This is a genomic window from Chryseobacterium artocarpi, assembly GCF_001684975.1.
GTDB classification, from domain to species: domain Bacteria; phylum Bacteroidota; class Bacteroidia; order Flavobacteriales; family Weeksellaceae; genus Chryseobacterium; species Chryseobacterium artocarpi.
In genome coordinates, this window is sequence record NZ_MAYH01000051.1 from 1 (window position 1) to 16,382 (window position 16,382).

At 33.7% G+C, this 16,382-nt stretch carries 13 protein-coding genes, 1 tRNA gene and 2 pseudogenes; 9 read left to right on the plus strand and 7 right to left on the minus strand.

Annotation, left to right across the window (positions count from 1 at the left end; translation table 11 throughout):
• From BBI01_RS22970 to BBI01_RS21655, 8 genes and pseudogenes are all read left to right on the plus strand, one after another.
• Positions 1 to 422: pseudogene (locus tag BBI01_RS22970) on the plus strand (RHS repeat-associated core domain-containing protein); the annotation flags it as partial.
• A complete protein-coding gene (locus BBI01_RS21625) occupies positions 370 to 2,604 on the plus strand; it encodes an RHS repeat-associated core domain-containing protein (protein ID WP_123862200.1) in 2,235 nt (744 codons plus the stop codon). The pseudogene BBI01_RS22970 and the gene BBI01_RS21625, both read left to right, overlap by 53 nt.
• 2 nt (positions 2,605 to 2,606) lie before the next feature.
• Positions 2,607 to 3,164 (plus strand): hypothetical protein, encoded by a 558-nt coding sequence (locus tag BBI01_RS21630; RefSeq protein WP_065396720.1) that lies wholly within the window; start codon positions 2,607 to 2,609, stop codon positions 3,162 to 3,164.
• 24 nt (positions 3,165 to 3,188) lie between these two features.
• Positions 3,189 to 3,368 (plus strand): annotated as a pseudogene (locus BBI01_RS22615) (RHS repeat-associated core domain-containing protein); the annotation flags it as partial.
• Positions 3,369 to 4,015: 647 nt separating this feature from the next.
• Positions 4,016 to 4,642, plus strand: coding sequence for a hypothetical protein (locus BBI01_RS21640; protein ID WP_123862201.1), 627 nt, complete (start codon positions 4,016 to 4,018; stop codon positions 4,640 to 4,642).
• A 249-nt stretch (positions 4,643 to 4,891) separates the two neighbouring features.
• The gene (locus BBI01_RS21645) at positions 4,892 to 5,233 is read left to right on the plus strand and encodes a hypothetical protein (protein WP_065396723.1); all 342 of its coding nucleotides are present in this window, start codon (positions 4,892 to 4,894) and stop codon (positions 5,231 to 5,233) included.
• A 168-nt stretch (positions 5,234 to 5,401) separates the two neighbouring features.
• Positions 5,402 to 6,934 (plus strand): M20/M25/M40 family metallo-hydrolase, encoded by a 1,533-nt coding sequence (locus BBI01_RS21650; protein WP_065396724.1) that lies wholly within the window; start codon positions 5,402 to 5,404, stop codon positions 6,932 to 6,934.
• Positions 6,935 to 7,256: 322 nt separating this feature from the next.
• Positions 7,257 to 7,952: a hypothetical protein gene (locus BBI01_RS21655; RefSeq protein ID WP_065396725.1), complete on the plus strand. Its 696-nt coding sequence runs from the start codon at positions 7,257 to 7,259 to the stop codon at positions 7,950 to 7,952.
• Between the two features lie 100 nt (positions 7,953 to 8,052).
• Here the strand turns inward: BBI01_RS21655 and BBI01_RS21660 are convergent, their stop codons facing one another.
• The 3 genes from BBI01_RS21660 to BBI01_RS21670 all read right to left on the minus strand — a co-directional run bounded on the left by BBI01_RS21660 (position 8,053) and on the right by BBI01_RS21670 (position 10,622).
• Positions 8,053 to 8,829: a porin family protein gene (locus BBI01_RS21660; protein ID WP_065396726.1), complete on the minus strand. Its 777-nt coding sequence runs from the start codon at positions 8,827 to 8,829 to the stop codon at positions 8,053 to 8,055.
• A gap of 248 nt (positions 8,830 to 9,077) precedes the next feature.
• On the minus strand, positions 9,078 to 9,992 hold the full coding sequence (locus tag BBI01_RS21665) for a hypothetical protein (protein ID WP_065396727.1): 915 nt from the start codon (positions 9,990 to 9,992) through the stop codon (positions 9,078 to 9,080).
• An 87-nt stretch (positions 9,993 to 10,079) separates the two neighbouring features.
• Positions 10,080 to 10,622: a helix-turn-helix domain-containing protein gene (locus BBI01_RS21670; protein ID WP_065396728.1), complete on the minus strand. Its 543-nt coding sequence runs from the start codon at positions 10,620 to 10,622 to the stop codon at positions 10,080 to 10,082.
• 358 nt (positions 10,623 to 10,980) lie between these two features.
• On the opposite strand from BBI01_RS21670, the gene BBI01_RS21675 reads away from it, so the two are divergent.
• Positions 10,981 to 13,452 (plus strand): TonB-dependent receptor domain-containing protein, encoded by a 2,472-nt coding sequence (locus BBI01_RS21675; protein ID WP_083190193.1) that lies wholly within the window; start codon positions 10,981 to 10,983, stop codon positions 13,450 to 13,452.
• 77 nt (positions 13,453 to 13,529) lie between these two features.
• On the opposite strand, the gene BBI01_RS21680 is transcribed toward BBI01_RS21675, so the two are convergent.
• From BBI01_RS21680 to BBI01_RS21695, 4 genes are all read right to left on the minus strand, one after another.
• On the minus strand, positions 13,530 to 14,264 hold the full coding sequence (locus BBI01_RS21680) for a hypothetical protein (protein ID WP_065396729.1): 735 nt from the start codon (positions 14,262 to 14,264) through the stop codon (positions 13,530 to 13,532).
• A 116-nt stretch (positions 14,265 to 14,380) separates the two neighbouring features.
• Positions 14,381 to 14,794, minus strand: coding sequence for a hypothetical protein (locus BBI01_RS21685; RefSeq protein WP_065396730.1), 414 nt, complete (start codon positions 14,792 to 14,794; stop codon positions 14,381 to 14,383).
• A 386-nt stretch (positions 14,795 to 15,180) separates the two neighbouring features.
• Positions 15,181 to 15,267: transfer RNA gene (locus tag BBI01_RS21690), tRNA-Ser, on the minus strand.
• 46 nt (positions 15,268 to 15,313) lie between these two features.
• Positions 15,314 to 16,342, minus strand: coding sequence for an asparaginase (locus BBI01_RS21695; protein WP_065396731.1), 1,029 nt, complete (start codon positions 16,340 to 16,342; stop codon positions 15,314 to 15,316).
• Between the last annotated feature and the right edge of the window lie 40 nt (positions 16,343 to 16,382).

The window sequence follows — 16,382 nt, forward strand, 5'->3', positions numbered from 1 at the left end:
AATCATTGGGAAGAGTTGCTTATACCGGAATCATTGGAGGAGGAAGCAGAATAAGTATGCAGTCTCAGGCAGGGAACCTTATCATCGTAGAGGAAAGAAATAGTTCCGGATTTACTAAAAACGGGATACAGATTCAATATAGCAACGGATATTTTTTTGATATTGAAACTGTTTTAAGTATTAATTATTATGACACCTATCCTTATTATGATTTTAATCCCTCTCTTCCAGTGGAACCAATTCTCACAGGTTCTCCATCACCAGAGGGAAGAAATACCAAGGGACTTCCTGTTATGAGTTTTGTCAAAAACATTGAAGATGACAGTTGGACCAAGAATTATACTTATTATGACCTGAAGAGTAGAGTCATTGGAACTCATTCTATTAATCATTTTGGGGGGATATACCCGAACAGAATCTAAACTTGATTTTGCAGGAAATTCTCAAACGGTAGTTACAAAGCATAAAAGGCTGAATACAGATACGGAAAAAGTAACTATAGAAACCTTTACGTATGATCATCAGAACAGGCTGTTGGTACATAAACACATGGTAGACTCTAATCCAGAAGAAATTCTTAGTCAAAATAAATATAATGAGTTATCTCAACTGGAATCTAAAAAAGTAGGCGGAGTTACTTTAGGCTCTTCTCTGCAGCAGATTGATTATAAATATAATATCAGAGGGTGGATGACGCAGATCAATGATCCCGCAAACTTAGGCAATGACCTATTTGGGTATAAAATTAATTATAATAAAGTAGAAGGACAGGAGATTCCCAATAATGATTATTTGGATTTAAAAGTAAAGCCTAAATACAACGGGAACATTGCTGAAGTATCCTGGAAAACTCTTACTGAAAATAATGAGCCCCTTAAAACCTATGGGTACGCATATGACTCGCTCAATAGACTTACTGCCGGATTCTATCAAAAAGCAGGAAATGAGTTCGCTAAAGAGTATTTTGAAAGATTAGAATATGACCTGAATGGAAATATTACAAACCTTCAAAGATCAGCAGGAGTATTACCAGGAAGCAATACAGCGCTCGTTATTGATAACCTTAAATATGATTATGTTGGGAACAAATTGATACGTGTTACTGATCAGCAAATGAATCCATCGGGTTATCCTTACATGGCAAATCCCGGTACCATAGGATATGATAATGATAATGTAGCAGGAAATGGAAACATGATAAGCCATCCTGATAAAGGGATTTCCTCTATTCAATATAATTATTTAAATTTACCTAAGCAGATTGTTCAGAATGATAAGGTAACAAATTATATCTATAGAGCAGATGGAGTAAAAGTAAAGAAAGTCTTTGGAGATATTGAAACAGATTATTTAGATGGTTTTCAATACAGATCTACAAAACCTTCGGAAGGAAACTTGCCAGGAGGAGGAATTATTTCTGAACCAGATACTAATGAAGTTGCTGTAATGAAATTGAGAATTATACCAACTTCCGAAGGGTATTATGATGCGCTTTTAGGACAGTATATTTATAATTTTATAGATCATTTAGGAAATGTAAGATTGAGTTATTCAGATACAAATAAAGATGGATCTATTCAGCCTAGGAGATATTTTTGGAGGGAGTGTGATAAACCGTCTGGACCTTTCAATATCCCTAATTGTATTGATGGATGGAAGCCAGGAGAAATTGTAGAAGTCAATAATTATTATCCTTTTGGGTTGCTACATAATTATACTGCTACAACTCAGAATGCTTATCAATATAAGTATAATAGCAAGGAACTTCAGGAAACGGGAATGTATGATTATGGAGCGAGGATGTATATGCCGGATATTGGGAGGTTTGGAACTATAGACCCCTTAGCTGAAAAATATCCTGATATGTCGCCGTTTACATATGTTGCTAATAATCCGGTAAAATACACTGACCCGACAGGAATGTGGATTGATATTAAAGACGGTGATAACACTTACAGATATAATAATGGAAAGTATTACACACAAAATGCAGAAACCAAAAAATGGGACGTAGAAGCAAGTGTGAAAAGTGATAGTTATGCTGGTCAAATTTTGTCTGCATTGACTTCCATTACGGGAGGAGATGAAAATTCATTTGGGTCTCAATATTTAAATTTATTTGCTAATGATGATATCAATACCACAATAAAAGATAGCAGTTTGAACGGGTCTTATAAAGGACTGAATGGTGCAACTCTTGATGGAAGTACTGTATTTACAGCATTTAAACAAGATGTTACATTAGACACAACTTCAGGTAGTAAACAATCACCTTTTCACGTTACGTTGTTCCACGAATTAGGACATAGTTTTTCAAACCAAGTTTTTGATAATAATATTTTAAGATCTGAATGGACAACTATTCCACAAGAAAGTGGTGATAGAAAAATCCCTAAAAGTGAAGTTTATTCTTCTACAATTGAAAATGTATTGAGAGCAGAGCAAAACTTACCACTAAGACTAAATTATTCACCAGGTACAACAAATACACAATTAATTCAAAAGGTTTCAACGGTTCCATTAATTAATAATGTAATTTATAAACTGAATCCTGCTACTCAAAATATATTTAACTCAATTATTCAAAGTAAAAAATCAAAATAACTATGAAAAATTTATTAGGATTAATAATGATATTTATTATAACAAGTTGTCAGAGTCAAAGCAATATACTTAAGGATGTTGAGAATTTACAAAAATTACATAATGAGCAAAATCAGAATTCTGGTAAAAGCAAAATATACCTAGGTAAGGACTTTAAGCCAATAAAAATAATTTTGAATAATCTAAAATCTGAATTAGAAAGCGACAATATAATCCTCATATTTTCTTGGGCAAATACAATGCCTATAGCTAATACAAATACATTTTATGCATTAATATATGATGTCGATAAAGGGAAAAGCTACTATACATATAATAAACGAGAAAATTATAAAAACATTATTGTAGAAAATAAGAGTAATCGATATTTCATAGAGCAAGAATATTTATTGAATGAATACTTAAAAAATAGCACTCTAAATCACTTGCAAAATTTTGAAAATCAATCAAATTCGGCAGAGGTGGGAACGGATTATTATTTATTTGATACAAAAAACAGGCAAGTTTATTGTCTTGAAGATATTGTTTTTGAAGAAGGCAAACCTGCTAGATACGATTAGTAACCTTCAGCAAACTATATGAATTATAAGTACAACAGGAAGGAGTTGTAAAAGACTGGAATGTATGATTATGGAGCAAGGATGTATATGCCTGACCTGGGACGATGGGGTGTTATGGATCCATTGACCGAATTTTATAGACGTCATAGTCCATATAATTATGCAGTTAACAATCCTGTAAGATTCATTGACCCTGATGGTATGAAAGTTATAAATGGAGACGAAGCTACAAGAAACGCAGCGGAGCAACAAAAAAATACAGCACAAAACAACTTTAATAATGAATATGAAGGTAATAGAAAGATGAAAAAATCTGATTTTATTAATAAATCAGATTGGAATAACTACAAAGATTCAAGAAAAGTTTTAGAGAAAGCTGAAAAGAATTTTGCAAAAGCAGATGCTAATTATCAACATACACAACAAAGTATAGATAATTTTAAAAACATTGATCCTGAAGGTTTTGCAATAGCGGATAATTTAACTTATAAAAATAAAGCAGATGAAGTAAAAAATTTAGATATAATAGTTACTACAGGAAGTGCAAGTGCTTATGGTGGTGGAGTTACCGGAGCAGCAATAGATCCTAACACTGGAGACATTGTCGGGAATCAATCTGTAACAAAATTAAGTATAAATGTTAGTATAACTTCTAATACTTTGGCTCACGAGTTTGGACATAGCATTACTCTTGCTTCGAATTCTATAACTTATGCCCAAGAAGCAAAGGCTAATCCAGAGCAAAACTGCCAATTGCCAGTTAATAGGAGTAGTTTTTTATCCAAAGACGCTGTAGATTGGCAGGAACGATATGATAAATTATATAAAACTTATAAAGAAAACCATAAAAAATGATTTCGAAAATATATCTTCTTATACTATTGTTTTTCTTAAGCTTTGTGAAAGCTCAAGAAAATATGGATTTATTGTCTATATTTAAAATGCAACTGTATTTAGATAAAAATGATGAATTATCTAGTTGCACTAAAAATGATTCACTTTATTTTGTTTTTAAAAAGAATATGATTTTAAAATTGGATACATTAAAAAAAAGAGGTAATTATGATTTAATAGAATCCGTGTTTGCTCCAAAAATTGAATTTTATGCAATAAACCTTTCATTTAATAAAAACAAGAATTTGGATGATGTAAAAAAAATGACAAAAAACGAAGCTAACTGTTTAGGCATATTTTCTGGAACATTTGATAAATACATATTAGCAATTGACAATAAAACAAGAAGAAGTTATAGAATAGTAGGATTTAATAGTAATGACTTTTTAAGTTTTTTATCTGATTATCTTGAGTATTACAATGAACACAATGATAAAAAATTAACGAGTAATAGTTTTTTAAAAAATTATTATGTTGAAGGAATTGATTTTAAATGTTTATATAATGGACTTCATTCTGATGAGATTGATAGAAAAAAGTACCCCTGCTTACAAAGAGTTAATGACCCTATATTGATTCGCTGATTTATAATCCTTATTTAAGTAATATAGCCGGCTTTAAACGGAAAAAATAAATATTAGGTCTTGTACAATATCGATTTATATATCAATTTCTGAAAATTATAGAAGACAATTACTTATAACTATACCGTGAATAATCCTATAATATTTAAAAATTAAGTAAGAAAATCATATTGGTATCCAAATAAAAAATATCTAATTAGAGTTCTAGTAAATAGCTAAAGGGCACAATTATACTTAAATTTTAAAATAATGGAAAATTGGGAAAAATGGGATCTAAAATATTCAATAGCAGAGTTTGTTGTCCCAAGACTTGAGGCGTATAAAAAAGAAGTGGAAAACGACAATATTATGTCTATACCATTATGGATAGAAGATCATAATTTGCCATTTATTTTAGATCAAAATAGAGAATATTTGAAAGAAGAAATTAGCTTGATAAATAAAGAATGGGCAAGTATATTACAAAAAATGATAAGCTCGTTTACAACTTTATTAACAGCCAACGATGAAATAAGCTTTGAAGAACTGCAAAAGATACAGAATGAAGGAATGCAGCTATTTGCAAAGTATTATTTTAACTTATGGGATTGATTATATCAGTAAATATGCATAAAGGTTGTTTCTTCGGAGGCAACCTTTTACATATATTCCCGTTTCTTCGTCAAAGGCGTTTATATATTGAAAACCTCACTTCTAAAATTGTTAAAAACCAAATACTTTACTATATTTATAGAACCAAACCCATCATAAAATCCCTCTATGAAAAAGTTCCTTTTAGTAATCCTTGGAATTCTTATTATTCTTGTAGCTGTATTGTTGATTAAAACATACACTTATCCTTTTAAGAAAAATACATCAGGAACAGGTGAAGGATGGAAACCTGTAAAAAATGATTCGGCAGTCTCAAGACTTTCAGGAGGAATAAAGATCCCTACCGTTTCCACGGGAAGCTTAGGAGAATTCGACTATGCGCCGTTTGATCAATTTAAAGAATATCTTGAAAAAACTTATCCATTAGTGTATCAACATACAGAAAACGTTGAGGTCAATAAATATGGATTAGTGTTCAGGCTCAAAGGAAGTAATCCAGCTTTGGAACCAATTTTATTTCTTTCCCATATGGATGTGGTTCCTCCCGGTGATGCTGATATTAAAAATAATGATCAAAATGTTTTCCGCCCGGATGATAAACCTTTAGAACCCGTTGCAAAAGTAGCTGAAGATTGGGAATATGCCCCTTTTTCAGGTGCTGTGGCAAATGGAAGAATCTACGGAAGAGGAGCGATAGACATGAAAGGAATGCTTTTCTCTCTCATGGAATCCATGAATAACCTGATTAAAAATAAACAAGTTCCACAACGTGACATCTATCTTGCCTTTGGATTTGATGAAGAAGTAGGAGGGAAAAATGGCGCTATTCAAATTGCTGATTATTTTAAGAAAAAAGGATTAAGATTCGATGCCGTATATGACGAAGGCGGATTGATCATGAGAAAAGGAAATGTTGCCGGAGTAGATGCAGATGTTGCTGTGGTAGGTTGTGCAGAAAAAGGTTTCCTTTCCGCAAAAATAAAAGTAAAAGGACTTGGAGGTCACTCTTCAATGCCACCCATGGAGAGTGCAATCGGGAAAGCAGCTGTGATCATGCAAAGACTGGAAGATCATCAGATGAAACCGGAGATCACTCCATTAATAAAAGAATTCTTTACAAACATTGGTGGTGCAATGCCATTTACAACAAGATTGGCACTAGCAAATCAATGGCTTTTAAAACCTGTGTTGATCTCACAACTGACTAAAAATAATACAACCAATGCATTGGTAAGAACCACTACAGCACTTACCATGATGAAAGGAAGTGATGGCACAAATGTACTTTCTCCCGAAGTGGAATTTGTAGTCAATTTCAGACTTCTTCCCGGAAATACAGTAAAAGACGTTCGTGATCATATTGCAGAAGCAACCAAAGGATTTGATGTAGAAGTGGAGGAGATCGATAATACAAGAGAAGCCTCAGCAATATCACCATCCAACACAAAATCTTTTAAGCTGATCGAAGCTGCTGTCAAAGAGATTCATCCCGGAGCAATTGTCTCTCCATACCTTACGATGGCTGGAACCGATGCCGGAAAATATGAAATTGTAAGTAAAAATGTGTATCGTTTTATGCCTATTAAAATTAATAGCGCCGAACAGCAAAGCATACACAGTACCAACGAATATATCAGCATCGAAAACTATCTTAAAATGATTCACTATTTTGAGTTTATAATGACAAATTATGATAAATGAAAGTAGTTGCGAGGATTGCGTAGAGAGCAGAAACATCAATAGTGAATAGTCAATTCGCTTCGCTCGTTAATTTTTAAATAAAAATCATTTCATTAATTCTTAGATTATCAATAACATCTTTTGCTGAATGAAATGTCTTTGCGAATAAATATTATATCATTATACATGATATAGCGAACGTCAGCGTTTAATTTTAATACGCATTAGGATTCACTTGCAAAGCAAAATTCATTATTGAACTTTTTAATTTTACAAAAAAATAAAACACGTCAAGTTTTGTCGCTTTACGTCAATAGCTTTGTTTCATCAAAATTACAGAGCTATGGAATTGCCATTTTACTTGAACTTTAAAGACTTTGAAGCCCATTATTACGATAACCTTGAAAAATGGTTTGAAGAATATCACAATACAGGTGAAGCAGATTATCTGAAAACACTTGCAGGGATGTACAGCCCTTATCTCTATTATAATTTTGCAGAAGATAGTTTACAGGCAGATGCTACCATTGAGATTAAAGACTGCTTCTTTCCTTACCATGAAAAGATTGGTATTTCTTTCTGTACAGGATGTGAAAGCGGGAAATCACCTCAAAAAGGGATGAACCATGTCTTTGAATGGAAAACAATCTCCATGATGGAATACGCTCAACATATTTTGGATAAGATCAATCGTTTTTGTTCAAAAAATAAAGATGCACTTAGCGGGAATAAAAATATTCTAGATTATATCAATGATTATGATATTGTGACCTCAAGAGAAGGAGCAGGATATTGTGTAAGCTATAACAGGCATCAAATGACAATCCCTTTTTTGAAAGCGTATTTACCTTATTACGGGCAAACAGTAAATATGGCATTATACAGAGATTTTATTTTTTCCATTGTTCAGATCGCAGAATATATTGATCAGAAATTAAAAACCATTCAGGCATTTGAACATACTATTTATGCACATTCAAGAGCAGAAGCCAAATTTAAAGTACAGATGAGCCGTCAGTTTCTGACTTTATGCAATTAAATTTTACACCAACATTCATACTTAATTATATTGCGGAGAATCTTATATTTTCCAACAAAAATCCCAGACAGCAATGACTGGGATTTTTAATTTTATCTTTCTAATCAAGATGATCCTGATCCGTTGCTTCTTTCTTTTTATAAGGAATATTCCAGACCAGATCTGCAGCAAGATAATGAACACCTCCGTGGTGAATACTTTTGCTGCCACTGATCAGATCATTCATATACCCGATGTCTACTGTAAAAGGTGAATGAGGAATATTAAACATATAATAAGCAGCAAGTCTCAGTTCTCTATATCCAAAAGAATTCCAATGCTCATCGTGCTCATTAAGATGGCTAATGGAAAATAAAGCCTCAGCACTCAAAGCCAGTTTTTGATTATTTTTTGGAGATAAATTATATGTTAATTGGCTCTTAAGGCGTGTTCTTAATTGGAAATCCTCTTCAACTTTATGAAAATCGGCATCAAAAAACTTTCTGAATTCCTGACGAACCGTATTCTTTAATTTAAGCTTGTTCCCAAGATCAAAAGTATAGGCATATCTTCCGTAAATCCTGAATTCCTGCTCTGTATTTTCTTTGTCGTAGGGTGCTTCATTTTCATACTGAGGCTGTCTTCGGTAGCTGATGGCATAGCTGTATTGCTGATGAGGTGCAAAAGAATTATAAACTTCATGATTCAGAACAAAAATAGCCTGTTTTGAAAACAAATTGTCATTATCCGGGCTGCTTTTACGGCCAATAGCGATATAACTCATCGATTGTTTTTTACCCAAAGAATCCAATTGTTGTTTCACTCCAAATGCCGACCAGAAAGCTGTTTTAGCATCTCCAAGTCCTGGTGGACTGATCTGTGCCTGTACATTTCCCATACAACCTATTATACCTGATATTAAAAGGATTTTTTTTATACTAAACATCATGAAAACTACTTTACTGTTAATGTTAATCTCTGTGAAATCATGAGGTTATGTAAAGATATTAGCGATACACAGAGAATATATTTTGTCAAAACAAATTTATAGAGCTTTATGAACAGATTGTTTATTCAAAAATCTTAAATACTGTTTAAAAACATGACAAAATTGGGATTTGATTTAGGAAAGATTTAGGAATACAGTCATTCAATTCCTATTTTTTCCTGAGCACAATCAATGTAGATTGTATTGTTTAAAAATATTTTATTGCCAAGCATTCCGGTCATTCCTGAAAACTTCATGAGCATATATTGAGTTGCAGTAAAGCCTTCTACGTAAGTAACTTCTGTAAGTGGTACATTCTTATTTTTAAAAGTAATGACGCGGTTACTTTTTGCAGTATAGCTCGTCAAAATATTAAACCTCGATTGTGGTTTCTCAATAATAACTTTTGATCGTGGTAATTTTAAGCTTTCCCAGATCTCCTTCGAAGTCAAAAGTTCATAAGCACTCGTTCCAGAATCATACAGGAACTTCTCGCTGTTTCCCTCTAAGTCTGCATGAATAATGATTTTTCTCTTTTTGAATTCAAAATCAATAAGGTTATTTTTAAACTTTGCTGGGCATTGAGACAGATTGAAAACTACACAATTTTCCTTTAAATTGATTACTGTTTTTCTATACTCAAGAATATCTGCTCCTAAAGTTCCAATGATTTTAACAGGATCATTTTTATCATGTAATTTTCCTATGTTGGAAACCTTGATCAACTCAGAAGTCACTTTTGTATTTCCGAGGTAAAATGTTGCAGCTGCCCGATGATTATTGATGCTAATACCTTTTATATCCTTTATAGAGTTATGGTAAAGTTCAGTATAAGTTGCTCCGGTATCGAATTGCAGATAATAAGTTGTAGAATCCTTTGGAAAATGGATAGGGAGGAGTAATACATTTTTATCGTCTCCAATCCATTTGATAGGAATTCTTCCGCTTTCATTTTCTAGTGTTAAGTAATTCTTTTCCGGGGTGAATTTTTGGTTGAAATAAATATATCCACCGAATGCTGTTAGAATGATTAGAATTAAAATTGATACTAAAATTTTCTTGATGATTTTCATGCTGATTTTTTGCACAAGATTCGGAAATCCAATGCTGATTTTGCATAAAAGTGATATGACAGTTTTACGACAATTCTGTGACTTTTATTATAAGAAATTGGTTTTCAGTTTTATACTTAAATCCTGGTGGTGGTTCAGGCTGATTCCATTTTTAATGATAATGAATAATTTTAAAATTAAAAACAGAATCAGAAAAGCTAGAAAAAGAGGAAATTTAAACGATAAAAACTTTTGAATAAAAGGACTTATAATCATTAAAACAGAAAAAATCACTGATATAATAATCTGAATACAGATAATACCTTTTCCAAGCTCTTTATTTCGTAAATCCTTTGTCTGATACGTTAGAATTGTAGGAACAATGACACCTCCAAAAGGAATAATAATTCCGGTGAGTGCAGAAAGATTAATGATTTTGGCTCTTTGAATATCTACTTGTTCTTTCGAGGTGGTGATCAGGCTTTCCGGTGAGATTTCTAAGGCTTGAGCAAGAGCTTTTAATGTAAACCCTTTTAGAATATTACCCGCTTCAACTCTCTGAACAGTTCGAAGAGATAGCCCCGATCTTTCGGCAAGCTCACTCTGAGTTAAATTCATTTTCTCTCTCAACATCTTAACCTGATTTTCCATGATCTTTAAGGTATAGTTTTCTGCGATAATCTGCTAATTTAAAAAAAGAAGGTTATATCTATATTTTTAAATTGTGGATAACTTGTTAGTATTTTGTGGAAAACCTAATATCTCCAATTTTTAAAATGTAGTAAGAACAAGGATCTGTTGCATGAAATGATTGGAAATAAGCTGATAGATTGAATTAAATCAGAATATAATTTAAAAATAAGTTAGAAAATTTTTCATTTTATTTCAGATGTAAGGAAATAGAATACTGTGTTTTATTTAGAATAATTCAAATTAATATTGTGGGAAAATTTGTTTATCCTTTATTTTGCACCTTTATTTATAATTATTTTAAATAAGGCTGAAAAAAATGATACAATCAAGTGAAAATGAGCTTCCCGTGAAGCCTGAAATTCATTTCAAACAAGCAGCGCAGGAAGACGTTGTAACAGGTAAAATAATTCAATGGTCTAAACCATTTATGATCTTCTTCTTTTCTCTCATCAGTATAACCCAAATCTATGCTCAGGAAATAAAAACCGGAATAATCGGTAAGGTGAGTATGGTAGATGGGCAACCATTGAGAGCAATCTCTGTTTCTTTATTGGAAACTAACCGCCAAACTCTTACAGATGATAATGGGAATTATCAATTTGAGCAGCTAAATGCAGGGAATTATACTATAAAACTACAAATTTTAGGTTCTAAGGAAATTCGTATTCCTGTTGAAGTAAAAACAGGAGAAACAGCAACATTGGATTATCAGCTGACGAAAGAAAATATTCAGGCGATTCAGGAAGTTGTAATCATGAAAAACACCAACAGGTTTTCTAAAAAAGAAAGCGGTTTTGTGGCTAGATTACCTTTAAAAAACCTTGAAAATCCACAAGTTTATAACACAGTTACAAAGGAGCTTTTTCAGGAACAGGTAGCAGTAGATTTAGGAAGTATTTCTAAAAATGTACCCGGTGCAGGAGTTCCAATGATTGCCAATCAGGGAAGAGTAACATTCCGTTCAAGAGGTTTTGAAACAGAGCCTAATGCAAGAAACGGAGTAGCAGGAGCAGCATTTTCAGTGATTGATCCTGTAAATTTAGAACGTATTGAAGCTATAAAAGGACCTTCTGCAACTTTATTTGGAAAAAGTGTAGCAAGCAGCTATGGTGGCGTTTACAATCGTGTAACTAAAAAGCCTTACAACAGTTTTGGCGGCGAAGTTGGATATGTAGGTGGAAGCTGGAGTTATAACAGGCTGACAGTAGATGTGAATACTCCGGTGAACAAAGACAGAACAGCATTGTTCCGTTTGAACGCAGCCGGGACTTTTGAAAAAAGTTTTCAGGATTTGGGCTTTAGTAATTCTTTGGCGATTGCTCCAAGTTTTTCCTATCAGATTAATGATCGTATGTCGCTTCTTTTGGATGTAGAATTCAACCAAGCAAAAGGAACTTCCGTAGTTCGTTTTAACCCGTATACAGGAAGTAATAAAATTCAGTCGATTGCCGATATGAAGTTTCCATATTATAAAAATTTCCTCGGTGATGACCTGGCTTATGAAACACAGATGATGAATATCTTCGCTCAGCTGAACTATAAAGTTTCCGAAAACTGGACGTCACAGACTATTCTTTCCCGTGCAAGATCTACCATCAATGGATATATCTCTGCAATCAACGGAAAAACAGATTCTACGGCAAGTGCACAGGTGATGGTAGGTACCACTTCATTTATTGCTACCAATATCCAACAGAATTTTATCGGAGATTTTCATATCGGACGTTTCAGAAACAGAATGGTAGTAGGATTGGATTATTATAACAATTCTAATCATTTTGACCGTTATCATACCAATACAAAGGTTTTTAATTTTGTACATCCTTCTGCAGATTTCCGAGTGAACAGAAGTATTATTGACGCGCTTACAGCAACTTCTACAATGAGAAAGGAGAATAATAGTGATAATACCTATGCAGCATATGTTTCCAACGTATTTAATGTCACCGACCAATTGATGGTAATGGCAAGTTTAAGAGTTGACAGATTCCAGTTTAAAGGAGTTCGTGATCTTGTAACCGGAGAAATAAAAGGAGGGTTAAGCAATAGTGGAACACAGGCTGGTCCTTATGGGCAGACAGCTCTTTCACCCAAGTTGGGTCTTGTCTATGAAATTCTTAAAAATAAGGTTTCACTTTTTGGGAATTATATGAACGGCTTTAATAATGTAAGTGGTGCTGATATCAATGGAAATACCTTCAAACCCGAATATGCAAATCAGTGGGAATTTGGAGTAAAAGGAGATATCTTCAATCACAGACTTGTAGGAACATTGAGCTATTACAATATCCGTGTAGATAATATTTTAAGAACAAATCCTGATGATATCAATTATTCAATACAGGATGGAACGCAATTAAGTAAAGGATTTGAAGCAGAAATAACAGCGAACCCTTTTGACGGATTGAATATTGTAGCTGGTTATGCTTACAACGATAGTAAATTTACCAACGCAAATCCTTCTGTTAATGGCTTAAGACCTGCGTTATCCGGACCTGCAAATATGTTCAACTTCTGGATTAGCTACAGGATTTCAGAAGGAAAACTGAAAGGTCTTGGAATAGGAGGAGGTGGAAATATGGGATCTTCTTCCTATCAGACCAATACACAAACTGCAAAGGTGATTATTCCATCTTATAAAATGTTTGATTTGGGAATTTTCTATGACCAGCCAAAATACAGAGTAGGGTTAAAATTTGATAACATTACCAATGAAAAAGCGTGGTCGGTACGTTTAACACCACAAGCTCCGGCACGTTTCTTAGGAAGTGTTTCTCTGAAGTTTTAATAATGATATAATTGATCATAAAACAGCCCTCGATTTCAACTGATCGAGGGCTGTTTGTTTAATATATTTTATTCTTTTTAATTAATCCAAAGACAGTAATTATTGCGGTATCGTATCGTATAATAAGGGATTCCCTGTAATGTTCCCTTTGTCTTATCCTGCCAATCCTGTCGGATTACATAAAGTCCGGGCATTGTTGCTTTAAAAGTAACCTTGTGGTTTTCATCTGTCGGAATATTTTTTTCCCAGTTTTCAGGATTAAAAATTCTAATCATTGTTCCTTTCTCCGCAGGTTTCATATTACGATATGGAAACACAGTGTAAATCCTGTTCTTTTCCTGAAGAATGATATCCATCTGTTGAAGTGGTAAATTGTTATTAAAGACAGCTCCTACCTGATAAGCTCCACACATAAAATCTATTGGACGTACATTATCCTCCTGGTTTTTTGAACGGATTAAAACAGGTTGTTGATCATTTATTCCAAAAATTCGGTAAGTTCCTTCTTTGTCAGGAGTAAAAGTTGTTTCCCAATGATCCTCTTTCGGCTGTAATTGAATCTTTGATTTTTCACCTTTAGCATTAAGGATAAAGAAACCGAAATCTTTGATCCTTTGAAATTCAGGACCTGTAGTTCTGTGTCGTTCACTAAGTTCGTCAATAAAACCATAACAAACCTGAATTTTGACCTGTTCTTTTACCTTTCCGGAACCATGAATTTCCATCCAATATGCACTCGCTTTTGTAAGTTGAGGAAGAAGAAAAACAGTTAAAAATAACAGCAGAGAAAATGCTGCCCGCCCTTTGTACATTGTAATTGCATTGTATTAATAATGCTAATTTAGGGAAAAAGGTCTTACAAAGAAAAACCGCGGTATTAAAAATGCCGCAGTAAACTGAACTCAAATGATTGATTTTTCTGTCTTTTTTATGCTCCCGTTCTGCACATCGCATCCCAGGTAGTCCAGAAATGTGCATTGATAGCCCCGATCAGAGGATGAGTACTGTCTGCTACAATTCCTACCATTGAAGCACAGTTGGAATTACAGCCTATCTCATTATTGCTTCCGGTTTGTGGAGGGATTTGTCTCCAGGTACCCGTAGAACCACTTAATAATTCTACTTTAATTTCAAAGATACCTGAAAGATTAGGAGTTTGGATTTGTTTTGTCGGATTGTCGCTTGAAATTGAATCGCTCCAATTTCCTTGTGAAAATGTTACACGCCATTTAGTAATCATTTTAGCAGTATCATTTTGGGGTGAAAGATATACCCAGAACTGTGCTCCGCCTCCCAGTTGTAGCTGACCGGTAGAGTTTGCATTTACACTTGTAGATGTCATATTAATTGTTTTTTGTGGTTATTTTGTATTTCAAAGTAACGAAGAACAAAGCAGAAGATGTAGAGTAGAAATAACCAATTATATAGCTGAGTATAAATACTTAGCAGAATATAAAGTTCAGAATTAACTTACAAATTTTGTGAATAACCTTAATACAGACGGGGGATTTTTTTGAAATGTAAAGGGATACTTTTATATGTATGAAGTAAAGATGGAATTAACATTGTTGATTCTCATTAAGCAGACAAATAAATCAAGGAGTTTCTTCAGCGACAAAATCGTATTGCTTCGTTTACTTGAAATCCACAGATTGTTGATAACCAGATCTATAAAAGTATATAGGAAAACAAAAAAGTCTTAAGCATAAAACCTAAGACTTTTCTTTGCAGAGAGGAAGGGATTCGAACCCTCGATACAGTTACCCGTATACTACCTTTCCAGGGTAGCTCCTTCAACCACTCGGACACCTCTCTTTTTGAGATTGCAAAAATAGAATATTTTCTTTAAATACCAAATTTTTTAATGCAATTTTTCAGCGGTAATCTCTCCACAAAGGCTTTGGGTAAAGTTATCTGCAAAACTTCCTGAGTAATTAGGATTATCAATCAGGTGCATGGCTTTTGTAATCGCAGTTTCTGCTGTCATATCTCTTCCACTGATGGCTCCGATTCTTGAGAAGATATTACTGTTCTCATATTTTCCGAATGAAATACCACCTGAAATACACTGACTTACCACGACGATCTCCGTTCCGTTATTTCTGATTTCCTGAAGCGTTTCCTGAGTTTTCTCACTGCTGAAAATAGTTCCCGAACCGAAAACCTGAAGGATAAGTACTTTCATCTTAGGAATTTCCCTGAAATGACTTAAATGCATCCCTGGGAAAATTCTCCAGAACAGAATGTCTTCGGAAATATGTTCATCCACATGAAACTCTACAGAAGGATCACAACGGAAAAGATTTTCTTTAATAATATTTAAATGAACCCCGGATTGTCCTAAAATAGGGTAATTTGGACTGGCATATGCATCAAAATATTCCGCAGAATACTTCAATGTTCTGTTTCCTCTTAGCAGTTTGTATTCAAAATATATAGCAACTTCCTGAATAACTGCTTCGTCATTTTCATACAAGCTTGCATAATACAGACTCGTAAGAAGATTTTCCTTAGCATCGGTTCTCAAGTCTCCAATCGGAAGCTGGGAACCCGTCATGATCACAGGTTTTTTCAGCCCTTTCAACATAAAACTTAATGCTGAAGCAGTGTAAGACATGGTGTCTGTGCCATGAAGGATTAAGAAGCCATCATAATCTTTATAATTTTCAAAGATATAATTAGCAATCACCCTCCATTCCGTAGGTCCCATATCCGATGAGTCTAATGGTTTGGCAAAGGGATGTACAAAAACTTCACATTCCATAAGCTTCATTTCAGGCATCTTTTCAAAGATATTTCCAAAATCAAAGGCACGGAGACTTCCGGTTTCATAATCTTTTTCCATACCAATGGTTCCTCCGGTATAGATGAGCAGGACTTTTCGCTTCATGTACTAATTGTATTAAGAATTTATGCCCGATTAGGCTTCA